This is a genomic window from Streptomyces sp. PsTaAH-124, assembly GCF_000373685.1.
Lineage (GTDB): Bacteria > Actinomycetota > Actinomycetes > Streptomycetales > Streptomycetaceae > Streptomyces > Streptomyces andamanensis.
In genome coordinates, this window is record NZ_KB892164.1 from 147,826 (window position 1) to 169,580 (window position 21,755).

20 protein-coding genes are annotated in these 21,755 nt (G+C 73.5%); 10 read left to right on the forward strand and 10 right to left on the reverse strand.

Features of this window, described 5'->3' with window-relative positions:
* Positions 1 to 88: 88 nt before the first annotated feature.
* Together B086_RS39780 and B086_RS0111490 are read right to left on the reverse strand one after the other, a co-directional pair.
* Entirely contained in the window at positions 89 to 1,654 is a 1,566-nt protein-coding gene (locus tag B086_RS39780; RefSeq protein ID WP_086024204.1) for an MDR family MFS transporter, read from the reverse strand.
* A 102-nt stretch (positions 1,655 to 1,756) separates the two neighbouring features.
* Positions 1,757 to 2,482: a TetR family transcriptional regulator gene (locus B086_RS0111490; RefSeq protein WP_037873282.1), complete on the reverse strand. Its 726-nt coding sequence runs from the start codon at positions 2,480 to 2,482 to the stop codon at positions 1,757 to 1,759.
* Positions 2,483 to 2,711: 229 nt separating this feature from the next.
* Here B086_RS0111490 and B086_RS0111495 point away from each other — a divergent pair, with 229 nt between their 5' ends.
* The 7 genes from B086_RS0111495 to B086_RS0111525 all read left to right on the forward strand — a co-directional run bounded on the left by B086_RS0111495 (position 2,712) and on the right by B086_RS0111525 (position 11,211).
* Positions 2,712 to 4,154, forward strand: a complete 1,443-nt coding sequence (locus B086_RS0111495; protein WP_018566557.1) for an MFS transporter — start codon at positions 2,712 to 2,714, stop codon at positions 4,152 to 4,154.
* A gap of 100 nt (positions 4,155 to 4,254) precedes the next feature.
* Positions 4,255 to 5,799, forward strand: a complete 1,545-nt coding sequence (locus B086_RS0111500) for an FGGY family carbohydrate kinase (RefSeq protein ID WP_018566558.1) — start codon at positions 4,255 to 4,257, stop codon at positions 5,797 to 5,799.
* A 69-nt stretch (positions 5,800 to 5,868) separates the two neighbouring features.
* A complete protein-coding gene (locus B086_RS0111505) occupies positions 5,869 to 7,542 on the forward strand; it encodes a glycerol-3-phosphate dehydrogenase/oxidase (protein ID WP_018566559.1) in 1,674 nt (557 codons plus the stop codon).
* Positions 7,539 to 9,092: an FAD-binding oxidoreductase gene (locus B086_RS0111510; RefSeq protein ID WP_018566560.1), complete on the forward strand. Its 1,554-nt coding sequence runs from the start codon at positions 7,539 to 7,541 to the stop codon at positions 9,090 to 9,092. Before B086_RS0111505 ends, B086_RS0111510 begins: the two co-directional genes overlap by 4 nt.
* Before the next feature lie 37 nt (positions 9,093 to 9,129).
* Entirely contained in the window at positions 9,130 to 9,756 is a 627-nt protein-coding gene (locus tag B086_RS0111515) for a glycerol-3-phosphate responsive antiterminator (protein ID WP_018566561.1), read from the forward strand.
* Positions 9,757 to 9,763: 7 nt separating this feature from the next.
* Positions 9,764 to 10,066 (forward strand): putative quinol monooxygenase, encoded by a 303-nt coding sequence (locus B086_RS0111520; protein WP_018566562.1) that lies wholly within the window; start codon positions 9,764 to 9,766, stop codon positions 10,064 to 10,066.
* Entirely contained in the window at positions 10,063 to 11,211 is a 1,149-nt protein-coding gene (locus tag B086_RS0111525) for a zinc-binding dehydrogenase (RefSeq protein ID WP_018566563.1), read from the forward strand. Before B086_RS0111520 ends, B086_RS0111525 begins: the two co-directional genes overlap by 4 nt.
* A gap of 40 nt (positions 11,212 to 11,251) precedes the next feature.
* On the opposite strand, the gene B086_RS0111530 is transcribed toward B086_RS0111525, so the two are convergent.
* Positions 11,252 to 12,454 (reverse strand): cysteine desulfurase-like protein, encoded by a 1,203-nt coding sequence (locus B086_RS0111530; RefSeq protein ID WP_018566564.1) that lies wholly within the window; start codon positions 12,452 to 12,454, stop codon positions 11,252 to 11,254.
* 243 nt (positions 12,455 to 12,697) lie between these two features.
* On the opposite strand from B086_RS0111530, the gene B086_RS0111535 reads away from it, so the two are divergent.
* The 3 genes from B086_RS0111535 (at position 12,698) to B086_RS0111545 (ending at position 15,711) form a co-directional block, all read left to right on the forward strand.
* Complete coding sequence (locus B086_RS0111535) at positions 12,698 to 14,182, forward strand: NCS1 family nucleobase:cation symporter-1 (protein WP_018566565.1); 1,485 nt, start codon at positions 12,698 to 12,700, stop codon at positions 14,180 to 14,182.
* 25 nt (positions 14,183 to 14,207) lie between these two features.
* Complete coding sequence (locus B086_RS0111540) at positions 14,208 to 14,933, forward strand: aspartate/glutamate racemase family protein (protein WP_018566566.1); 726 nt, start codon at positions 14,208 to 14,210, stop codon at positions 14,931 to 14,933.
* 118 nt (positions 14,934 to 15,051) lie between these two features.
* The gene (locus B086_RS0111545) at positions 15,052 to 15,711 is read left to right on the forward strand and encodes a GntR family transcriptional regulator (RefSeq protein ID WP_026252323.1); all 660 of its coding nucleotides are present in this window, start codon (positions 15,052 to 15,054) and stop codon (positions 15,709 to 15,711) included.
* A gap of 25 nt (positions 15,712 to 15,736) precedes the next feature.
* Here B086_RS0111545 and B086_RS0111550 read toward each other — a convergent pair whose 3' ends face one another.
* The 7 genes from B086_RS0111550 to B086_RS39790 form a co-directional block, all read right to left on the reverse strand.
* Complete coding sequence (locus B086_RS0111550) at positions 15,737 to 16,615, reverse strand: urease accessory protein UreD (RefSeq protein WP_018566568.1); 879 nt, start codon at positions 16,613 to 16,615, stop codon at positions 15,737 to 15,739.
* 59 nt (positions 16,616 to 16,674) lie between these two features.
* Positions 16,675 to 17,379, reverse strand: coding sequence for an urease accessory protein UreG (ureG, locus tag B086_RS39785; protein WP_018566569.1), 705 nt, complete (start codon positions 17,377 to 17,379; stop codon positions 16,675 to 16,677).
* A gap of 85 nt (positions 17,380 to 17,464) precedes the next feature.
* Complete coding sequence (locus B086_RS0111560; protein ID WP_037873310.1) at positions 17,465 to 18,151, reverse strand: urease accessory UreF family protein; 687 nt, start codon at positions 18,149 to 18,151, stop codon at positions 17,465 to 17,467.
* Positions 18,152 to 18,257: 106 nt separating this feature from the next.
* The gene (gene ureC, locus B086_RS0111565; RefSeq protein WP_018566571.1) at positions 18,258 to 19,982 is read right to left on the reverse strand and encodes an urease subunit alpha; all 1,725 of its coding nucleotides are present in this window, start codon (positions 19,980 to 19,982) and stop codon (positions 18,258 to 18,260) included.
* The gene (locus B086_RS0111570; RefSeq protein ID WP_018566572.1) at positions 19,982 to 20,404 is read right to left on the reverse strand and encodes an urease subunit beta; all 423 of its coding nucleotides are present in this window, start codon (positions 20,402 to 20,404) and stop codon (positions 19,982 to 19,984) included. Before B086_RS0111570 ends, ureC begins: the two co-directional genes overlap by 1 nt.
* Positions 20,405 to 20,441: 37 nt before the next feature.
* Positions 20,442 to 20,747, reverse strand: a complete 306-nt coding sequence (locus B086_RS0111575) for an urease subunit gamma (protein ID WP_018566573.1) — start codon at positions 20,745 to 20,747, stop codon at positions 20,442 to 20,444.
* A 4-nt stretch (positions 20,748 to 20,751) separates the two neighbouring features.
* On the reverse strand, positions 20,752 to 21,714 hold the full coding sequence (locus tag B086_RS39790; protein ID WP_078531059.1) for an urea transporter: 963 nt from the start codon (positions 21,712 to 21,714) through the stop codon (positions 20,752 to 20,754).
* Positions 21,715 to 21,755: the final 41 nt, after the last annotated feature.

Consider the following 21,755-nt stretch of genomic DNA (forward strand, 5'->3'; position numbering starts at 1 on the left):
GGGCTGAGAACGGCGCGCGGCACGGGTCCGTACGCGGAAGGGGGCGGTGCGCACGGCACCGCCCCCTTCCGCCTGGGCGCTCGCGAGGTCAGGCGACCGGGGCCTGCGCGGGCTCGCCCGGCTCGGCGGCGGACTCCTCGGCCAGGCGCTCCATGCCGCTGGTGGTCTTCAGCGGCTTCTCCTTGATGAACACCACGGTGACCAGCGCCAGCAGCGCGCAGGGCGCGGCGACCAGGAACAGGTCGGCGGTGGCCACCCCGTAGGCGTGCTCGACGAGGGAACGCATCGGAGCGGGCAGGGACTTCATGTCCGGGACCCCGCCCCCGCCGCCCTCGCCCTGCCCGCCGGGGGCCGTGACACCGGCCGCCTTCAGGCCCTTGGCCAGCTCGGTGGTGACGCGGTGCGCGAGGATCGCGCCGAGGACGCTGGTGCCGACCGTGCCGCCCATGCTGCGGAAGAAGGACAGCACGGAGGTGGCCGCGCCGAGTTCGGTGGCGGGGACGTCGTTCTGCGCCGCCAGCACCAGGTTCTGCATCAGCAGGCCGACGCCGACGCCGAGGACCGCCATGTAGAGGCTGAGCAGCGCGAAAGGCGTGTCGGCGTCGATGGTGGACAGCAGGGCGAGACCCACGGTCATCGTGACGCCGCCCGCCACCAGGTACCGCTTCCACCGGCCCGTCCTGCTGATCACCTGGCCCGCCACGGTGGACGACACCAGCAGGCCGAGGATCAGGGGCAGGCTCATCAGACCGGCGACCGTGGGCGACTTGCCCAGCGACACCTGGAAGTACTGCGAGAGGAAGACCGTGCCGCCGAACATGGCGACACCGACGAAGAGGCTCGCGACCGTCGTGAGCGTCACCGTCCGGTTGCGGAAGATACCGAGCGGGATGACGGGCTCGGCCGTGCGCGCCTCCACGAAGACCGCGGCGACCAGCAGCAGCACGCCGCCGCCGGTGAGCGCGGCCGTCTGCCAGGATGCCCAGTCGAACCGGTTGCCGGCCAGGGACACCCAGATGAGCAGCGCGCAGACGCCGCCGACGATGAGGAAGGCGCCGAGGAAGTCGATGCGCACCTCGCGGCGGACCGTGGGCAGGGTCAGCGTGCGCTGGAGCAGCACGATGGCGAGCAGCGCGAACGGCACCCCGATGAAGAAGCACCAGCGCCAGCCCAGCCACGAGGTGTCGACGAGGACACCGCCGACCAGCGGTCCGGCCACCGTGCCCACGGCGAACACGGCGCCGAACATGCCGGCGTACTTGCCGAGCCTGCGCGGCGGGATGACGGAGGCCATGACGACCTGGGCCAGCGCGGTCAGGCCGCCGGCGCCGATGCCCTGCACCACCCGGCTGAAGATCAGCAGGCCCACGCCGTGCGAGAAGCCCGCCAGCAGCGACCCGACGACGAACATGCCGAGCGAGAGCTGGAGCAGCAGCTTCTTGTTGTACAGGTCCGACAGCTTGCCCCACAGCGGCACCGTCGCGGTCATGGACAGGAGTTCCGCGGTGACGACCCAGGTGTAGGCGGACTGGCTGGCGCCGAGGTCGGCGATGATCGTGGGCAGTGCGTTGGACACCACGGTGCCCGCGAGGATCGCCACGAACATCCCGGCCATCAGGCCCGACATGGCCTGGAGTATCTGCCGGTTGGTCATGGCGGTGGGAGGCGCCTGCTCGGACGCCTGGGGTGTGGTCACGTCAGCTCTTTCGGCATGGTCGAACGGGTGATGCGGGTACGGAGGGGGAAGGCGCGGGCGCTACGGGCGGGGCGGTGTGGGCAGCCCGGCGGCGAGCAGTTCGAAGACCTCGCGGAAGACGTCGGCGAAGGCGGCCTCCTGCCGGCGGGAACGCCAGTGCTCCACACTGACCCGCACGGCGGTGCTCGCGATCGCCGCCACCAGCCGCGGGTACAGGTCGAGCGGCCGGGCCGCGTCCGCCCGCTCTCCGGCGGCCGGGCCGGGGGAGTCCGCGCCGGGTCCGGCGCCGGTCCCGGCGGCGGGGGCCAGGCGTTCGGCGATGGTCTCGGCCAGCCGGGTCTCGTCGGCCATGTGGGCGCCCAGGGCGCGCACCAGCAGATGCGGCGCGGCGTGCAGGACGTCGGCGTGCAGCGTCCACAGTTCGTGGCTCTGCTCGACCCCGACCAGCTCGGCCGCCACCGCGTCGCGCACGGCCTCCAGCGGGGAGAGCGCGGTGTCCGCGTCGAGCACCGCCTGCCGGGCACGGGCGGCGGCGTCCGCGTCCAGGAGCAGGAAGGCGTCGTCCCGTGACTCGAAGTAGTTGAAGAACGTACGCACCGAGACACCGGCGGCGGCGCTGATGGCCTCCACGGTGACCTGGTCCACGCCCTGCTCGGCGGCCAGCCGCAGCGCGGCCTCGGCGAGAGCGGCGCGCGTCGCCCGCTTCTTGCGCTCCCGCAGCCCGCCCCGGGCCCGCGCGCTCTCCGCTGCCGCCTTCTCCACCATGACCTCCCCCACGACATGCATGGTATGCAAAAATGCACGCCGTGCAAATTCGGGCCACGGGCGATGCCTGATCCCGCCCGCCGCGGACTCTTGACGGCGCCGGTTACTTGTCCTTAACGTCATCCCAGCTTCCGCCGGACTTTCCGCGGAGCTTGGGCAGGCACAGACAAAGACCACCTGTCGGTGGCGTCGTCGTGCCTGTTTTTTCGTGCCCGCGTGCCGCCGGCAGGTCTTCCCCTAAGGCGGACTCATGGCACAGCGTCCAGGCGTCAACGGCGTCGCCGACGTCGTGGCCCTCATCGACGGGCTGGGAAGAATTTCCGGACGGGCGAGGGTCATCTGGTACCTGGTCTTCGGCGGACTGTTCCTCGACGCCTACTCCAACGCGGCGTTGAGCGCGGGCCTCGGACCGATGACCGCGCAGATGGAGCTGAGCAGCACCCAGGTCTCGGTGCTCACCGCCACCGCGCCCGCGCTGGCGATCGTCTTCAACCCGCTCGGCGGCTGGCTCGCCACCCGTATCGGCCGGGTCCCCCCGCTGCTGCTGGCGAAGGTGTTCGCGCTGGCCGGAGCCCTGCTGGCGGCGTTCGCCGGCGGCTTCACCACCGTCTGGCTCGGCCGGGTCCTGGTCGGCGTCGCCTACGGCATCGACTTCGCCGTCGCCATGGCCCTGCTCGCCGAGTACACCCCGAAGAAGCTCAGCGGCCGGCTCAACCTGTGGCAGGCCGTCTGGTACGTCGCCAGCACCAGCAACCTCGCGCTCGCCCTGGTCTTCTTCCACCTCGACGTCGGCTCCGACATCTGGCGCTGGTCGGTCGGCTCGGCCGGCGCGGTCGCCCTCGCGCTGCTCGCCGCCCAGGCCGTCATGCTCTCCGAGAGCCCCGCCTGGCTCGCCGGGAAGGGACGTCTCGCGGACGCCGTGCGCAGCCTCGACCGCATCTACGGCATCAAGGCCGAGGCCGGTACTCCCGCCGCCTCCGCGCGCGCCGCCGAACGCCACGGCGACGTCGGGATGCGCCAGGCGGGCGTGCTCTTCAGGGGCGCCTATCTGCCGCGCACCGTGCTCTCCTCGGTGATCTCCCTCGGCCAGTCCATGCAGTACTTCGCCGTCGGCTGGTACCTGCCCCTGATCAGCCTCGCGATCTTCGGCGAGAGCTTCGAGAAGGCCACGGTGGGATCGATGGTCTTCAACGCCTTCGGCATCATCGGCGGGCTGGCCTCCGCCTACTGCGGGCGCAGGCTCGGGCTGCGGCTCAGCTCGGCCGCCGGTTTCGCCGGGGTCTTCGTGGCGCTGGTGCTGATGGGGCTCACCTTCAACAAGGTGCCCACCGCCGTGGCGTTCCTGCTGCCGGTGCTCTTCATCCTGACCCACTCGGCGGGCCCCGGCGCCAACGGCAAGTCGATCGCCGCCCTCTCCTACAGCAGCGACGTACGGGCCCTGGGCACCGGCGTCACCGGCATGGTCGGCAGCTTCGGCAGCGTCGTCGGACTGTATGTCTTCCCGCAGATCAAGGACGCCCTGGGCCTCGGACACACCTTCCTCGTGCTGTCCGCGGTGCCGTTGCTCGGTCTGATCACCTGTCTGATGATCAAGTGGGACCCGATCAAGTCCGCCGGATCCGCCGCCGACCCGGACGCGGACCCGGGTGCCCCCGCCGCCGCGACCCCCGAGGCCACCGCCGCCACCGGCTGACCGGCGGGTCCGGCAGGACGGCCGGACCGCCGGCGCCGCCGCAGCAGGCCCGTACGCAGCCGTACGCAGCCGTACGCAGCACGAGGAAAGAGCCGCACAGATGCAGACGTCACCGCACCGCGCCCGCACGGGCCGCGCCGTGCTGGCCCTCGACGAGGGCACCACCGGCACCCGGGCCGGACTCGTCCTGGAGGACGGCTCCGCCCACGAGGTCCGCTACCGCGCGATCGAGGTCGACCACCCCGACGACCTCTGCGTGGAACAGGACCCGGTGGAGATCTGGACCGCCACGGTCGACGTGGCACGCGAAGCGGTCGCCCTCGCCCGCCGCGACGGCATCACCGTCACCGCCGTCGCGCTCAGCACCCAGCGCGCCACGGCGATGCTGTGGGACAGCGCCACCGGACTGCCGTTGCTGCCCGCCGTGGTCTGGCAGGACCGCCGCCACGCCACCGAGCTGGCCGGTCTCGAAGCCCGCTGGGACAGCGTGCTGACGGCACGCCAGGGGCGCCCGGTGGGCTCCCGCTCCCCGTTCCTGTGGGCCGCCCGGCAGCTCGCCCGCCACCCGGAGGTGGCCGCCGCCCACCGCGCCGGGCGCCTGCGGTTCGGCACCGTGGACACCTGGCTGATGTGGCACCTCACCGGCGGCGCCGTGCACGCCACCACCCCGACCAACGCCGCCTCCACCGGCGGCTATCTGCTCACCGCGCACGCCTGGGACGAGGAGTGGATCGACGCGCTCGGCTTCCCCCTCGACCTGCTGCCCGGCCTGCTCGCCGACGACGCCGTGTTCGGCGAGACCGATCCCTCGGTGCTCGGCGTACGGGTGCCGGTGGCCGCCTCCATGGGCGACCAGCACGCCGCGCTCGTCGCCCTGGGCGGCCTGGCCACCGGACAGGCCATGGGCATGTTCGGCACCGGCGCCTTCGTCGACGCCGCCACCGGCACCGTGCCCGCCCTGCCCCGCCCCGGCATCGCCGGGGTCGTCGCCCAGCCCGGCCGCCGCCAGGGCGGCACCACCCACTACAGCCTGGAGGCGTACACCTCCACGGTCGGCTCCGCACTGCGCTGGCTCTGCGAGGACCTGCGCCTGTTCGACTCGCCCCGCGAACTGGGCGAGGCCGCCGTCCGCGCCACCGCCCGGCCGGACGCCGGTCCCCGCTTCCTGCCCGCCTTCGCCGGGGTCCGTACGCCCCTGTGGCGGCCGGGCGCCACCGCGGCCCTCACCGGACTGACCCTGGCCACCACCCGCGACGACCTGGCCCGCGCCGTCCTCGACGGCATCGCGCACTCCGTGTGCGACCTCGTCGACGGCGTCGCCGGCACCCTGGGCGCCCCGCTCAGCCGGCTGCGCGTCGGCGGCGGCGTCTCCGGCAGCGACCCGCTGATGCAGACCCAGGCCGACCTGACCGGGCTGGCCGTCGAACGCGTCGCCGACTCCGCCACCGCCAGCCTGCGCGGCACCGCCTACCTCGCGGGCGTCGCCCAGGGCCTGTGGACCTCCCTGGAAGAGGTCGTCGAGGCCCAGCCGCGCGGCCGGACCTTCGAACCCGCGCTGGACACCGCGGGCCGCGCCGCACGCCGCGCCGACTGGCGCGCACTGCTCGACCACCACCTCGACACACCCGAACCGACCCCCCACTGACGGCACCCCCGTGCCGTCACGCGCGGACCGCCCGAGGACCGCGCACCGAACCACCCAGGAGTTGATGTTGTGATCACCATGCCCGCCCGGAAGCCGCGGCGCTCCGCCGCGGCGACCCGTCGAGCCCCGCTGCTGCTCGACCGCGCGGCGGCCAGGCGCAGGCTGGCCGACGACACCTACGACGTCCTCGTCGTCGGCGGCGGCATCACCGGTGCCTACGCCGCCCTGGACGCGGCCTCCCGGGGGCTGCGCACTGCGCTGATCGAGAAGGACGACTTCGCCTCCGGCACCTCCTCGAAGTCCTCGAAGATGGTCCACGGCGGTCTGCGCTACATCGAGCAGGGCAACGTCAACCTGGTCCGCCACTCCCTCCTCGAACGCCACCGCTTCCGCCGGAACGCCCCGCACCTGGTGCACCGGCTGCCGTTCCTCTTCCCGGTCCTGGAGAAGGAAGGCGTCTTCGACGCCCGCCTCGCCAAGGGCTTCGAGGGCCTGCTGTGGACCTACGACCTGGTCGGCGGCTGGCGCATCGGCAAGCTGCACCAGCGGCTCACCGTGCCCGAGGTGCTCGCCCAGGCCCCCACCCTGCGCGCCGAGAACCTCAAGGGCGGCCTGCTGTACTTCGACGCCCGCACCGACGACGCCCGCCTGGTGCTGACCGTCGCCCGCACCGCGGCGGCGCTCGGCGCCACCGTCCTCAACGGCGTCCGCGCCGACGGACTGCTGATGAGCGGCGGCCGGGTCGCCGGGGCGAAGGTCACCGCCGACGGCGACACCTTCGAGATACGCGCGCACGCCGTCGTCAACGCCACCGGAGTGTGGACCGACGAACTCGACGCGCAGGCCGACGCGGGACACGCCCCGCAGGTGCGGCCCGCCAAGGGCGTCCACATCGTCGTCCCCTGGGACAAGGTGCGCATCAACTGCACGGTCACCGTGCCCATCCCGGGCCGTGCCCGCCGCGCCACCTGCACCCGCTGGGGCAACACCGTCGTCCTCGGCACCACCGACGAGGACTACCAGGGCTCCCCGGACGACGTGCACTGCACCCGCCAGGAGATGGAGTTCCTGCTCGAAGGGGCCAACACCGCCTTCGAGGGCAAGCTCACCCCGGACGACGTGGTCGGCTCCATCGGCGGACTGCGCCCGCTGGTCGGCGGCAAGGAGGGCGCCACCCTCGACATGCGGCGCGACCACCACATCACGATCGGCCGCACCGGCATGGTCACCGTCACCGGCGGCAAGCTCACCACCAGCCGCCACATGGGCGAACTCGTCATCGACAAGGTGATGACCGTCCTCGGCCGCAGCGCCCGCAGCCGCACCGCCCGGCTGCCGCTGCTCGGCGGCGCCGGCTACGACGCCGAGGCCGTGGCCGCCTCCGGCGGACTCGCCGCCCACCTGGGCGAACGCTACGGCACCGAGGCCCGCTTCGTCGGCGATCTCGTCCAGGAGGACCCCACCCTCGCCGAACCGGTCGTCCCCGGACTGCCCTACACCCGCGCCGAGGTCGTCTACGCCGCCCGCGCCGAAATGGCCCGCTCCGTCGACGACGTCCTGTCCCGGCGCACCCGCGCCCGGCTGTTCGCCCGCGACGCCTCCGCCGGTGCCGCCCAGGCCGTCGGTGAACTCCTCGGCGCCGAACTCGGGTTCAGCCAGGCCCAGATCGAGCGCACCGTCGCCGACTACCTCTCCTCCGTCCGTCACGAACGGTCCATCCTCCTCGAAGGGGCAGCAGCATGATCAGCCGTCAGACCATCACCCACCCGTTCAACCGCGGCACCTACACGGTCGGCGCGCCCAGCCCCGCCAAGTGGGCCAGGAACACCCCGGTCGGCGACGGACCTGCGGCCCTCCAGACCGACCCGGTCCAGGTCCCCGACAGCGTCGTCGAGGCGCTGCGCGGCGCCGCCCGAGCCGTCCACACCGAACGCGCCGAGGTGGTCGCCCGCACCCGCGACTGGTGGGCCGGATCCATGATCGGCGAGACCGAGGGCCGCCCCGCCACCCCGGACGCGGTCGTCGTGGAGGCCGCCGACGCCGACCAGGTCGCCGCCGTCCTGCGCATCTGCCACGACGCCGGGATCCCCGTCACCCCCTCCGCCGGCCGCTCCAACGTGACCGGCGCCGCACTGCCCGTCTTCGGCGGCGTCGTCCTCGACCTGTGCGGCCTCGACCGGATCACCGGCTTCGACGCCACCTCCCACGTCGTCGACGTACAGGCCGGGATGTTCGGCGACCTCTTCGAGAAGCAGCTCCAGGAGGAGTACGGCGTCACCACCGGCCACTGGCCGTCCGCGTTCGCCCTGTCCACGGTCGGCGGCTGGATCGCCTGCCGCGGCGCCGGACAGCTCTCCACCCGCTACGGCAAGATCGAGGACATGGTCGTCGGCGTCGACGTCGTCCACGCCGACGGCACCCGCGCCACCTACGGCGACTACGCCCGCGCCGCCGTCGGCCCCGATCTGCGCCAGCTGTTCATCGGCTCCGAGGGCACCCTCGGCGTCATCGTCGCCGCCCGGCTGCGCGTCCACCCGCTGCCCGAGTACGCCCGCGCCCTCGCCTACGGCTTCGACACCTTCGCCGAGGGCCTGGACGCCTGCCGCGCCATCCTCCAGCGCGGCGCCACCCCGGCCGTGCTGCGCCTGTACGACAAGCTGGAGTCCGGCACCCACTTCGGCCGGCCGGACACCAACCTGCTGCTCATCGCCGACGAGGGCGATCCGGCCGTGGTCGACGCCGGGATGGACGTGGCCGCCGAGATCTGCTCCGCCCACGGCCCCGAACTCGACTCCGAGGCCGTCTTCGCCCGCTGGCTCGACGAGCGGATGCTGGTCGGCAAGTCCTCCGACGGCTTCACCCCGGGCCCCGGCTTCGTCGCCGACACCCTGGAGATGGCCGCCTCCTGGAAGGACCTGCCCGCCGTCTACGACGAGGTGGTGGCCGCCGTCGAGGCGGTGCCCGGCACCCTCGCCGTCTCCGCGCACCAGTCCCACGCCTACACCGACGGCGCCTGCGTCTACTTCTCGCTGCGCGGCGAGGTGGCCCCCGAGGACCGCCGCACCTGGTACCGCGCGGTGTGGGACGCCGCCAACGCCGTCCTCGTCGCCCACCGCGCCGCCCTCAGCCACCACCACGGCTGCGGACTGCTGCGCGGCCCCTACGTCGCGGACTCCCTCGGCGCCGGCTTCGCCACGTTCACCGCGGTCAAGGCCGCCCTGGACCCGGCAGGCATCCTCAACCCTGGCAAGCTGGGACTCTCCAGCCGCTTCGGTACGCCGCCCCTCTCCTGACCCGCGCGTACCCCGTCCCAGGAGTCAGGCCACCGCCATGAACCCCGCCGCCCGGCCCAGCGCCGCCCTCGACCCGCGCCTCGCCCGCGCCTTCGCCGACGTGCCCGTCGTCGCGTCCGTCGTGGGCGGCAAACCCCTGCGGGACTTCCTGACCGCCCCCGTCAGGGTGTGCATCCTCGCCTCCTTCGCGGTCGGCGAACTGCCCAAGGTCGTGGGGGCGCTGGGGCGGGCCCAGCGGATCGTGTTCGTCAACGTGGACAGCAGCCCGGGACTGGCCCAGGACCGCGGCGCGCTGGAGTTCCTCAAGGAACTCGGCGCGCACGGCGTGGTCAGCACCCGGCTCAACCTCATCGAGAAGGGCCGCCCGCTCGGGCTGCTGACCATGATGAAGGTCTTCGTCACCGACCGCTCCAACCTGCGCCGCAGCCTGGACGCCGTCGCGCACGGCGGCCCCGACCTGGTCGAGATCATGCCCGCGCCGATCACCGGCCGGATGAGCCAGGAGGCCCGGCGCGCCCTGTCGCCGTCCGTCGCCGCCGGCTTCGTCGAGACCGCCGAGGACGTGGCCCTCGCCCTCTCCCTCGGCTCGGTCGCCGCCGCCACCTCCGACCCCCGCCTGTGGCATCTGCGCCGCGACCACCTCCCACCCGCACCCCAGGAGTAGTCCCACCGTGAGCTTCACCGTCATCGCCCGCTACCGCTGCCTGCCCGGCCGCCAGGACACCGTGCTCGGCCTCCTGGACCGTATGGCGGCGGCCTCCCGCGCCGAACCCGGCTGCCTCGGCTACCGCGTCCACCAGGGCACCGAGGACCCCCGCGCCATCGCCCTGTACGAGGAGTACGCCACCGAGGCGGACTTCACCGCCCACTGCGCCGCCGCGCACTTCCAGGACATCGTCCTCGCCCAGGTCGTACCGCTCCTGGAGAGCCGCGACGTGCTGCGCTGCGCGCCCCGCCCGGAGGTGAGCGCGTGAAGACCCGCGCCGCCGTCCTGCGCGAGGTCTCCCGCCGCCGCCCCTACGGCGGGACCCGCCCCCTCGAGATCGAGGAACTGGACCTCGGCGCCCCGCGCGCGGGCGAGGTCAGGGTGCGCACGGCCGCCGCCTCGCTGTGCCACTCGGACCTGTCCGTCGTCAACGGCGACCGGGTCCGGCCGCTGCCCATGGCCCTGGGCCACGAGGCGGTCGGCGTGGTCGAGGAGACCGGCCCCGGGGTCGACCGGCTCGTCCCCGGCGACCATGTGGCGCTCGTCTTCGTGCCGAGCTGCGGCTACTGCGCACGGTGCACCGAGGGCCGGCCCGCCCTGTGCGACCGGGCCGCCGCCGCCAACGGCTCCGGCGCCCTGCTGCACGGCCCGTCCCTGCTCACCGACGCCGCGGGCGAGCGGGTCCACCACCACCTCGGCGTCTCCGCGTTCGCCGAACACGCCGTGGTCGCCCAGGAGTCGGTGGTCCCGATCCCCGCCGACGTGCCGTTCGCCGTGGCCTCGCTGTTCGGCTGCGCCGTCCTCACCGGCGCCGGGGCCGCCATCAACACCGCACGCCTGGGCCCCGGCCGCTCCGCCGTGGTGTACGGGCTCGGCGGGGTCGGCCTGTCGGCCGTGCTCGGGGCCCGCGCCGCGGGCGCGGGCCCGATCGTCGCCGTCGACCCGGTGCCCGCCAAACGCGACCTCGCGCTCCGCCTCGGCGCCACCCACGCCTTCGCCCCCGACGAGGCGCTGGAGGCGGTGCGCGACCTGACCGGCGGGGGAGCGGAGGTGGCCATCGAGGCGGTCGGCAGCCCGCAGGTGATGGCGGCCTGCCTGGACGCGGTGGGCCGCGGCGGCACGGTCGTCCCGGTCGGCCTCCCGGCGCCCGGCCGGTCCCTCGAAGTGCCCGCGCTGGCCTTCGCGGGCGAGGGCAAGAGCATCGTCGGCTCCTACATGGGCGACGCGGTGCCGCGCCGCGACATCCCCCGCTTCCTCGGCCTGTGGCGCAGCGGCCTGATGCCGGTGGAGCACCTGCACACCGGCACCCTGCCGCTGGACGGCCTCAACACGGCCCTGGAGGAACTCGCCTCGGGCCGCGCGGTGCGCCAGGTCGTCGACACCTCGGGACTGCTGTCCGCGACCGCGTCCTGACCCCGCCGTCCCCGCCGCGCCACCGGCCCGTCTCCGCCCGTCACCGGGGGAGGCGGGCCAGCGCAGTCAGCAGCCGGTCGACGTCCTCGGCGTTGCTGTACGGCGCGAGTCCCACCCGTACGCCGCCCCCGTCGCCCAGGCCGAGGTGGCGCGAAGCCTCCAGCGCGTAGAAGGACCCGGCGGGCGCGTCCACGCCGTGCCCGGCCAGATGCGCGGAGACCTCGGCCGGGCGCAGGCCCGCCACGGTGAACAGCAGCGTCGGGGTGCGGTGCGCCGCGCGCGAGTGGACGGTGATCCCGCCGAGGTCCGCGAGCCCCCGTTCGATCCGCTCCCGCAGCACGGACTCGTGGGCCTCCAGCGCGGCGAAGGAGGCGGCCAGACGCGCCCGGCGGCCGCCGCGCGCCGCGCCGTCCAGACCGGCGAGGAAGTCCACGGCGGCAGCGGCCCCGGCCAGCAACTCATAGGGCAGTGTGCCCAGTTCGAAGCGCTCGGGCACGGCGTCACTGGACGGCAGCAGCTTGTCGGGCCGCAGCCCCTCCAGGAACTCGGGCCGGGCCGCGAGCACTCCCAGGTGCGGCCCGAGGAACTTGTACGGCGAGCACACCAGCGTGTCCGCGCCCAGCGCCGCGAGGTCCACCGCCGCGTGCGCGGCGTGGTGCACCGCGTCCACGTGCAGCAGCGCCCCGGCCCCGTGCGCCAGCGCGGCGACGGCCGGGACGTCGGGGCGGGTGCCGATGAGGTTGGACGCCGCGGTGAGCGCGACAAGACGGGTGCGCGGGGAGAGCACCGCCGCCACACGCCCGGGGTCCAGTTCGCCGGTGTCCGCGTCGAAGTCCGCGCACCGCACCGCCGCCCCGGCCGCCTCGGCCGCCTGGATCCAGGGCCGGATGTTGGAGTCGTGGTCCAGGCGCGTCACCACCACCTCGTCGCCCGGCCCCCAGGTCCGGGCGAGCGTGCGGGACAGGTCGTAGGTCAGCTGGGTGGCGCTGCGGCCGAAGACCACGCCCCGCGGGTCGGCGCCGAGCAGATCGGCCAGCGCGCCGCGCGCCCGCGCGACGATGCCGTCCGCGTTGCGCTCGCCCTCGGTGGTGCGGCCCCGGTTGGCCAGCGGACGGGACAGGGCCTCGGCGACGGCGTCGATGACCGGCTGCGGTGTCTGGGTGCCGCCGGGCGCGTCGAAACGCGCCGAGCCGGACTTCAGGGCGGGGATCCGCGCGCGGACCGCGTCGACGTCGAGGGCCATGGGAACTCCTGGTGGGCGCGGGCGGCTCCGGGCGGCGTCGGCTGACGCGGCGCTCCCATGATCGCAGCCAGGACCGCTCCAGGGCAGGGGCAGGCACCGCGAAAAATGGTATTCCATTTTTCGGTCCCGGCTCTTGACGGTGCTCTGCGGCGCTCATTACGTTCTGGTCCACCCGGAAGCGCTCTTCCGTTCTGTGGAAATCACGCACCCCCTCGTCCCTCCCCCCGATCCCAGGAGTCCTGCATGACTGCCCTGGAAGACCGGTCGTCCGTACACAGCGGCACCATGGCCACCAGCTCCGCCCTCTACACCCACGACCTCGCCCCCACGAAGCGGGAAGGGCGCCGCTGGGGCGCCTACAGCGTCTTCACGCTGTGGGCCAACGACGTGCACAGCCTGGGCAATTACGCCTTCGCCCTCGGCCTGTTCGCCCTCGGTCTGAATGTGTGGGGCATCCTGGCCGCCTTCGCGCTCGCCTCCGTCCTGCTCTTCCTCCTGCTGACCCTCTCCGGCTTCATGGGCCACCGGACCGGAGTCCCCTTCCCCGTCATGAGCCGGATCGCCTTCGGCGTCAGGGGCGCGAAGATACCGGCCGCCGTCCGCGGGGCCGTCGCCATCACCTGGTTTGGTATCCAGACCTATCTCGCCTCGTCCGTCCTGAGCATCCTCCTGGTCGCGCTCGTCCCCTCGCTGGGCCGCCTGGACACCAACTCCCTGCTCGGCCAGTCCACCCTGGGCTGGATCACCTTCCTGGCGCTGTGGGCGCTACAGGTGCTCATCGTCAGCTACGGCATGCGGATGATCCGCCGCTACATGGCCTTCGCCGCGCCCACCACCCTGCTCACCATGTGCGCCCTCGCGGTGTGGATGTTCGTCCGCGCGGGCGGCTCCGTCTCCCTCGACGACGGCGCCCCGCTCACCGGCGGCGCCATGTGGCTCCAGGTCTTCCAGGCCGCCGCCCTGTGGGTGGTCGTCTACGGCACGTTCGTCCTCAACTTCTGCGACTTCACCCGCTCCGCGCGCAGCCGCGCCGCCATCGTCCGCGGCAACATCGTCGGCATCCCCGTGAACATGCTCTTCTTCGCCTGCATCGTGGCCGTCCTCAGCGGAGCCCAGTTCACACTGGACGGCCGCGTCATCACCAGCCCCACGGACATCGTCCGCACCGTCCCCCACATGTTCCTGCTGGTCCTGGCCTCGCTCGCCCTGATCGCCCTCACTGTGGCGGTCAACCTGCTGGCCAACTTCGTGGCGCCCATCTACGCCCTGGTCGACCTGTTCCCCCGCAGGCTCGACTTCCGGCGGGCCGGCCTGGTCAGCGCCGTCCTCGGCCTGGTGATCACGCCCTGGAACCTGTACGACAGCCCGGTCGTCGTCAACTACTTCCTCGGCGGCCTCGGCGCCCTCCTCGGCCCGCTGTTCGGCGTGATCATGGCCGACTACTGGCTGCTGCGGAAGGCGCGGGTGAACGTGCCCGCGCTCTACACCGAGGACCCGGACGCCGACTACCACTACCGCCGCGGCTACAACCCGCGCGCCGTCGCCGCGTTCCTGCCGAGCGCCGCCGCAGCCGTCACCGTCGCCCTGGTGCCGTACTTCCACGCCCTGGCCGGCTTCTCCTGGTTCGTCGGCGCCCTCCTCGCCGCCCTGCTCCACACGGCCGTCGCCGACCGCTCCGCACCCGTCCGCGACCTCGACGGCGAGGCCATCGCCGTCGCCGCGGAATAGCCCGACCGAACAGAAGGCCCCCGCCATGCGCATCCTCGTGGTCAACGTCAACACCACCCGGTCCGTCACCGACGCCATCGGCGCGCAGGCCGCCGAAGCGGCCGGTCCGGGCACCGAGATCGTCCCGCTGACCCCCGCCTTCGGCGCGGAGTCCGTCGAGGGCAACTACGAGAGCTACCTCGCCGCCGTCGCCGTCATGGAGACCGTGCGCGCCCACCCCGGCCCCTACGACGCGGTCATCCAGGCCGGATACGGCGAGCACGGCCGCGAGGGACTCCAGGAACTGCTGGACGTCCCCGTCGTCGACATCACCGAGGCCGCGGCGAGCACCGCCCGGTTCCTGGGCCGCCGCTACTCCGTCGTCACCACCCTCGACCGCACGGTCCCGCTGATCGAGGAACGCCTCGACGTGGCCGGACTGAGCGCCCGCTGCGCCTCCGTACGCGCCACCGGCCTGCCCGTGCTCGACCTCGAACGCGACCCGCGCGCCGCCGCCGACGCCATCACCGAACAGGCCCTGCGCGCAGTGTCGGACGACCGCGCCGAGGTGATCTGCCTGGGCTGCGGAGGCATGGCCGGCCTCGCCGGGCAGGTCGCCGAGCGCACCGGGGTCCCGGTCGTCGACGGGGTGAGCGCCGCCGTGACGATCGCCGAGTCACTGGTCCGGCTCGGCCTCACCACCTCCAAGGTGCGCACCTACGCCCCGCCGCGGCCCAAGAAGCTCGCCAACTGGCCGCCGCGCACGGCCTGATCCCGCCGACCGCGGCGCCCGGAGCCGCCGCGGCCCCGGGGTATCCTGACGGGCCGCCCCGCCGCGCGTCCGCACGGACCCGGCCGGTGCCGCGGCGAACGGCGGACGAAGGACGAAGATGACGGAGCCAGGGGACTTCATGCCCGAGTCCGAGCGGGTGACCCGGCAGTTGCGCGACGAGATCCTGGACGGGGTACGGGGACCCGGCAGCCGTCTGGTGGAGCGCGAACTGGCCGAGGCGCTCGGTGTGAGCCGGCTCCCGGTGCGCGAGGCGCTGAAGACCCTGGTGTCCGAGGGCCTGGTGACCCCGCGCCCGCGCACCTGGGCGGTGGTGCGCGAGTTCACCGCCAGCGACGTCGCCGATCTCGACGAGGTCCGCTCGGCCCTGGAGACCCTGGCCTTCCGGCTCGCCGCCCAGCGCCACACCCGCGACGGTCTGCGGCGGCTGCGCGCCGACCTGGACGCCGAGCTGGAGGCGGCCCGCGCCGGTGACGCGGTCCGGGCCCGCCGGTCGGCGGCCGACTTCCACCAGACCGTCACCGCCCTGGCCGCCAACGAACTGCTGAACGAACTCGACCGCGTCCTCAGCAGCCGCATGCGGTGGTTCCGCGGCCGCCACGACGACCTGCTGGGGGTGGCCCGGGAACACGAGGACCTGTACCAGGCGATCGCGGCCCGCGACGTCGCCCGCGTCGAGGCCCTCGTCCTGCACCACCTGGCCACCGGCCGCACCGCGGCCCTCGGCCACCGCGCCCACGACACCCGCGGCGACGCCTGAACGGCCGCGCCGCCGGACCCCCGGGTCAGGTCTTGCGCAGGTCGGGGGCCGGGACGCCGATCAGCAGGCGGCGTACCGCGTCCCAGGCCCCGCGCAGGGCGCGGGCCACCTCGGGCGGGTCGCTGCCCATGATCCGGACCCACGCCCCGCAGTCCTCGGGCAGCACGCTCACGCCGAAGGCGGGCCCGGCGCCGCGCAGGGCCTCGTGCAGGGTGTCGGCGACCTCGGCCGCGGGGGCGAGCGGGGTCAGCACATGCAGGGTGGCCATCAGGTCGTGACCGCCGAAGACCGCGGGACCGGTCACCGCGCCCGCCGCGCCCGGATCCAGACGTACGGTGTCCACCACCAGCGGTTCACCGTCCGGGCGGGTGATCTCCAGATCGCTGAAGAGCAGCCGGTAGGCGTGCCGTTCCCCGCGGGCCAGCCGGCCGGCCGCGACCGTCTCGCCCAGCAGCACGGTGGCCGTCGGATCGGCGGTCACCAGGGTCTGCTGGTAGAAGCGGGCGTCCCGGTAGGGGATCAGCGGGTCGGGCAGGTACTCGACGTAGCTCTCCGCCCCGGCGGTCAGGTGGACGACCTGGGTGGCGTGGTCGAACTCCGTCCGGTGCAGCTTGGTGGCCGCCTGCGTCGTCAGGTGCACGGCGGTGCCCGCTCCGCAGTCGATGTCGATGCGGTTGCGGTCGGCCTGCACGATGCCGCCCCCGGTGGACATCAGATAGGTCACCGGCATGTCCGGCCGCAGCGGGTCCACGTACAGCGGCCGCATGATCTGCAACGGCGACTTCTGGTAGCGGTCCACGAGTTCGGTGCGGTCGCCGACCCGGGCGTAGCGCAGTTCGAGCAGGCCGACCTTGCCGGGGCGCCCGGCGGCCAGGGTGTCCGGCGCGCCGGTCAGCTCGCGCATCCGGGCCGGCACCCGCCGGGGTTCGTAGTGGGCGGGGTCCAGCCGCGCGGGCGCCCCCCTCACGCGGACGCCGCCGGGGCGCCGGCCGGGTCGGCGGCCTCGTGGGCGAGCACGAAGTCGGCGATGGTGTCCAGGCCGTCGCCGGTCAGGGAGTTGGTGAGCACCACGGGCCGGCCCTGCCGTACCGCGTAGGCGTCCGACTCCATCTGCGCCAGGTCGCAGCGCACGTACTGGGCGATGTCGACCTTGTTGATGACGAGGAGTTCGCACTCGGTGATGCCCGGACCGCGCTTGCGGGGCATCTTGTCGCCCTCGGCGGTGTCCAGCACGAACAGGAACAGGTCGACGAGGGCCGGGCTGAAGGTGAGCGTCAGGTTGTCGCCGCCGCTCTCGAAGAGCAGCGTGTCCACCTCCGGGTGGCGTTCCAGGATCTCGTCGGCGGCGGCCTGGTTCATCGTCGGGTCGTCCCGGACGGCGGTGTGCGGGCAGGCGCCCGTCTCGACGCCGACGATGCGGTCCGCGGCGAGGATCCCGTCCAGGGTGCGCCGTACGTGCGCGGCGTCCTCGGAGGTGTAGATGTCGTTGGTGATCACGGCCGGGGTGCGGCCGCGTCCGATCAGCACCGGGACCAGCGCCTCGATCAGCGCGGTCTTGCCGGAGCCGACCGGCCCGGCGACACCCACGCGCAGCACACCGTCGGGGGTGCGCCGGACGAGGTCGTCGTCGTGGTGGTGGGAGCCCTTGACCTGGGTGGGGTCGTGCATGGTGATCCTTGTCGGACGTAGGGACGGGGGAGGGGGGAAGAGGAGGCGGAGGGGGAAGGGAGGCGGTGACGGGGGGCCGGGGCGCTCAGCTCGCGAACAGCCGTGCCTCGGCGCGTTCGTGACGGCCCGCCATGACATCGGCCACCGGGACGCAGCCGCCGAGGTCGGCGAGCTCGCGGTCCAGGGCCGCCGCCACGGTCTCCTCGATCACCGGGGCGGCGCCGTGCAGCACCACCTGCGCCCGCCGGTGGTCGGTGAGCCGGAGCCGCAGCGCGGCCCCGGTGAAACTGGCCGCGAAGGCGAACAGCTCGCAGGTGACGGCCTGTTCGACGGTGAGCCCGTTGCCCGCGTGGACGACACCGGCGACCACCGGCTGGCAGCCGCGCACCGCGCCGTCCCGGTACAGCTCCCGGTAGCGCTCGATCGGGGCCGTGCCGTAGACCTCCGCGGCCAGGTCGAGCAGCTGCCGCCCGGTGCGCACCGCGGCCTGCCGCGCCTCCCGGCCCAGCTTGGTGGCGTGCAGCCGCCGTTCCACGGCCACCACCTCGTCCCAGTCGCCCGCGCCGGCCGCGCGATGGGTGAGGGCGAGCGCGGTGGCGTCGGACGGGCCCACGCTGTGGCGGAGCAGGTCCGCGAGGAGCGCGGGCAGGGTGCGCGGGGTGACCGCGCGCGCCTGCTGGAAGCCCTCCAGGCCGTGCGAGAGGGTGTAATAGCCGCTGGGAAAGGCCGAGTCGGTGAGCTGGAGCCCGGTCAGCAGCGCCGGGATCGGCATCGGGTCGTTCACGCCGGGTGTCCGTTCCTGCCGGGGCCGTCGGTCGCCGTCCGGCCGCGGGGGGACCGCGGGACGCCGGGCGCCCCGCGGACCGTCATGGGTGGGGTCAGACGATGTAGAAGAGCTGGTTGAGCGGAAGGCGCTCGGCCGGTTCGATGGTGGCGGGTTCGCCGTCCACGGTGACCTTGTACGTCTCCGGGTCGACGTCGATGCGCGGCAGCGCGTCGTTGCGGACCATGTGCTGCTTGCCGACGGTGCGGCAGCGCTGCACCGGCTCGATCCGCCGCTGGAGCCCCAGCTCGCCGGGGACACCGGCGGCGATGGACGCCTGCGACATGAAGGTGACCGAGGTGCGCGACCTGGCCCGGCCGTAGCTGCCGAACATGGGCCGGTAGTACACCGGTTGGGGCGTGGGCAGGGAGGCGTTCGGGTCGCCCATCAGCGCCCAGTTCACCATGCCGCCCTTGATGACCAGCTTGGGCTTGGCGCCGAAGGAGTTGATCGGCCAGAGCACGATGTCGGCGAGCTTGCCGGGCTCCAGCGAGCCGATCACATCGGCCGCGCCCACCGCGATCGCCGGGTTGATGGTGAGCTTCGCCAGATAGCGCAGCACCCGCGCGTTGTCGTTGCGGGAGCTGTCCTCGGCCAGCGCGCCGCGCATCTCCTTGCAGTGGTGCGCCGTCTGGAAGGCACGCGCGAAGGACTCGCCGACCCGGCCCATGGCCTGGGAGTCGGAGGAGAAGATGCTGATCACGCCGAGGTCGTGCAGCACCGTCTCGGCGGCGATGGTCTCCGCGCGCACCCGGCTGTCGGCGAAGGACACGTCCTCGGGGATGTCCCGGGACAGGTGGTGGCAGACCATCACCATGTCCAGCAGCTCGTCCACCGAGTTGATGGTGTACGGCAGCGTCGGGTTGGTGGACGCCGGCAGCACGTTGGGCTCACCGGACACCCGCATGATGTCCGGGGCGTGGCCGCCGCCCGCGCCCTCGGTGTGGAAGGTGTGGATGGTCCGGCCGTCGATCGCGGACAGGGTGTCCTCGAAGAAACCGCCCTCGTTGAGGGTGTCGGTGTGGACGGCCATCTGCACGTCGTACTCGTCGGCGACGCGCAGCGCGGTGTCGATGGTGGCCGGGGTGGCGCCCCAGTCCTCGTGCACCTTGAGCCCGGCGACGCCCGCCTCGACCTGCTCGCGCAGCGCCTCGGGCAGGCTGCCGTTGCCCTTGCCGAGCAGCCCCACGTTGACCGGCAGGTCCTCGACGGCCTCCAGCATGCGGTGGATGTTCCACGGGCCGGGGGTGCAGGTGGTGCCGTTGCTGCCGTCGGTGGGGCCGGTGCCGCCGCCGAAGAAGGTGGTGATGCCGTTGGACAGGCCCTCCTGGGCCTGCTGCGGCGAGATGAAGTGGATGTGGGTGTCGATGCCGCCGGCCGTGGCGATCAGGTGCTCGCCGGAGACGACCTCGGTGCCGGGGCCGATCACCAGTTTGGGGTCGACGCCGTTCTGCACATGCGGGTTGCCGGCCTTGCCGACCCCGACGATCAGACCGCCGCGGACGCCGATGTCGCCCTTGACCACGCCCAGCACCGGGTCGAGCACCACGACATTGGTGATCACCAGGTCGAGGGCGCCCTCGCGGTTGAGCGCGGCCGGGTCCTGGGCCATGCCGTCGCGGATGGCCTTGCCGCCGCCGTAGACTGCCTCGTCGCCGTAGGAACCGGCGTTGTGGTCGTACTCGACCTCGACGACCAGATTGGTGTCGGCCAGGTGGAACCGGTCGCCCACGGTGGGGCCGAACAGGTCCGTGTACTGCTTGCGCGGGATGATCGCCATCAGCGGTCGGCCCCCTCGTTCTCGGTGTCGGCGTCGGTGACGCGGTCGGTGCCGTCGGCGGTGAATCCCCGCTCGGTGGCGCGGCGCACGGCGGCGCGCCGGGTGTCGGCGGCGTTCAGACCGCCGTTGACCAGGGCGGCGAAGCCGACGAGCCGCCGGGTGCCGCCGAAGGCGACCAGCTCGACCTCGCGGGTGTCCCCGGGCTCGAAGCGCACGGCGGTGCCGGACGGGATGTCCAGGTGCATGCCGTAGGCGGCCTCGCGGTCGAACCGCAGGGCGCGGTTCACCTCGAAGAAGTGGTAGTGCGAGCCGATCTGCACGGCGCGGTCGCCGGTGTTGGCGACGGTCAGACTGGCCTTCGCCCTACCGGGGTTGATCTCCACGGGGTCGTCCCCGTAGAGGTAGTGGGCTCCACCCGACATCGTTGTCTCCTAGTTCCAGGCGGTGAATCAGGCGGGCTCAGGCGCTGATGGGATCGTGGCAGGTGACGAGCTTGGTGCCGTCCACGAACGCCGTCTCGACCTGGAGGACGGTGAGCATCTCGCGCACCCCGGGCATGACGTCGTCGGCGGTGACGACCTTGCGGCCCAGCTCCATGCACTCGGCCACGGTGTGCCCGTCGCGGGCGGCCTCCAGGACGGCCTCGGTGATCAGCGCGGCGGCCTCGCTGTAGTTGAGCTTGGTGCCCCGGGCCCGGCGGCGGCGGGCCAGGTCGGCCACCACGTAGACGTGGAGCTTGTCGATTTCGCGCGGTGCGAGGTTCATGGCGTCACTTCGCTTTCTCCAACGAGATGCCGGGCCGGTCCAGGGCTGGAACGGCCGCGAGGAAGAGCCAGGTCGTCACGACGAACGGCCAGGTGAAGGGGGACCCGCCGGACGGCTGGGCGAACGCCTGCCAGGCGGCGGTGAAGGGCACCGAGGCCACGGCGGCGAGCGCGGCGTACCCGGCGGTCCACGGGGTGAGGGGCAGGAAGGTGGCGGCCAGGGCTATCGCCACCAGGACCGCGTTGTAGCCGTACAGACCGGCCTCGATCCGGTCGGCGGGCAGGCCCATGGCACAGGCGGTGAGGACCGCGACGACGCTGCCGCAGACCGCGGCGACGGCGGCGGTGCGGGAGGCGACGAGCAGCCCCGCGAGCAGGATCAGGCCCGCGTACCACTGGTCGAGCAGGAAGATCTGCGCGATGCCGTCGCAGCAGGCCCGGCCGAACTCCGCGGCGGACAGGGCGGTGAAGCCGTCCGCGGCGACCGGCGGCGCCGCGGCGGCCGGTGCCGTGGGCAGGGCGATCGCCAGCACCCCGGCGACCAGGCAGAAGGGGGCCGTCAGCGCGGGCAGCCCGATCCGGCCGAGCAGCCGCCCGGCCGCCGCGCCGATCACCGCGCACACCGCGGCGGCCAGCACGGCGAGCACGGCGGTCCGCCACGAGGCGCCGAGCCGGACGACGACCGCGATGCCGGTGAGGCAACCGCAGTAGCCCTCAAGGCCCTTGGCCAGTCCGCCCCGGTCGGCACCCAGGACCGCGGCGGCCGCGGTGGACGAGACCACGCCGAGCAGTCCGTAGACGCCGATGCGCCAGCCGCCCGCGAACAGCGCGAGCGCGAACAGCAGTCCGGTCCAGGCACTGGGGCTGAGGGCGACCTGCGCGATGCCCCGCAAGTGGGTCCGTCCCAGCCGCCCCACGTCGGCGGGTACCCAGCCTCCGGACTGTCCACCCCGCCCTCCAGCAGGCATGCCTTCTCCTCGTCAGGGAACATCTCGGGGCACCAACGAAC

Bases quoted from the DNA above. Each gene is read 5' to 3' on its own strand.
- B086_RS0111575 (WP_018566573.1), bottom strand. From the start codon at position 20,747: ATGAACCTCGCACCGCGCGAAATCGACAAGCTCCACGTCTACGTGGTG.
- B086_RS0111500 (WP_018566558.1), top strand. From the start codon at position 4,255: ATGCAGACGTCACCGCACCGCGCCCGCACGGGCCGCGCCGTGCTGGCC.
- ureG (WP_018566569.1), bottom strand. From the start codon at position 17,379: ATGCACGACCCCACCCAGGTCAAGGGCTCCCACCACCACGACGACGAC.
- B086_RS0111550 (WP_018566568.1), bottom strand. From the start codon at position 16,615: ATGCGCGAGCTGACCGGCGCGCCGGACACCCTGGCCGCCGGGCGCCCC.
- B086_RS0111545 (WP_026252323.1), top strand. From the start codon at position 15,052: ATGACGGAGCCAGGGGACTTCATGCCCGAGTCCGAGCGGGTGACCCGG.
- B086_RS0111535 (WP_018566565.1), top strand. From the start codon at position 12,698: ATGACTGCCCTGGAAGACCGGTCGTCCGTACACAGCGGCACCATGGCC.
- ureC (WP_018566571.1), bottom strand. From the start codon at position 19,982: ATGGCGATCATCCCGCGCAAGCAGTACACGGACCTGTTCGGCCCCACC.
- B086_RS0111510 (WP_018566560.1), top strand. From the start codon at position 7,539: ATGATCAGCCGTCAGACCATCACCCACCCGTTCAACCGCGGCACCTAC.
- B086_RS39780 (WP_086024204.1), bottom strand. From the start codon at position 1,654: ATGACCAACCGGCAGATACTCCAGGCCATGTCGGGCCTGATGGCCGGG.
- B086_RS39790 (WP_078531059.1), bottom strand. From the start codon at position 21,714: ATGCCTGCTGGAGGGCGGGGTGGACAGTCCGGAGGCTGGGTACCCGCC.
- B086_RS0111560 (WP_037873310.1), bottom strand. From the start codon at position 18,151: ATGCCGATCCCGGCGCTGCTGACCGGGCTCCAGCTCACCGACTCGGCC.
- B086_RS0111570 (WP_018566572.1), bottom strand. From the start codon at position 20,404: ATGTCGGGTGGAGCCCACTACCTCTACGGGGACGACCCCGTGGAGATC.
- B086_RS0111495 (WP_018566557.1), top strand. From the start codon at position 2,712: ATGGCACAGCGTCCAGGCGTCAACGGCGTCGCCGACGTCGTGGCCCTC.
- B086_RS0111540 (WP_018566566.1), top strand. From the start codon at position 14,208: ATGCGCATCCTCGTGGTCAACGTCAACACCACCCGGTCCGTCACCGAC.
- B086_RS0111515 (WP_018566561.1), top strand. From the start codon at position 9,130: ATGAACCCCGCCGCCCGGCCCAGCGCCGCCCTCGACCCGCGCCTCGCC.
- B086_RS0111530 (WP_018566564.1), bottom strand. From the start codon at position 12,454: ATGGCCCTCGACGTCGACGCGGTCCGCGCGCGGATCCCCGCCCTGAAG.
- B086_RS0111490 (WP_037873282.1), bottom strand. From the start codon at position 2,482: ATGCATGTCGTGGGGGAGGTCATGGTGGAGAAGGCGGCAGCGGAGAGC.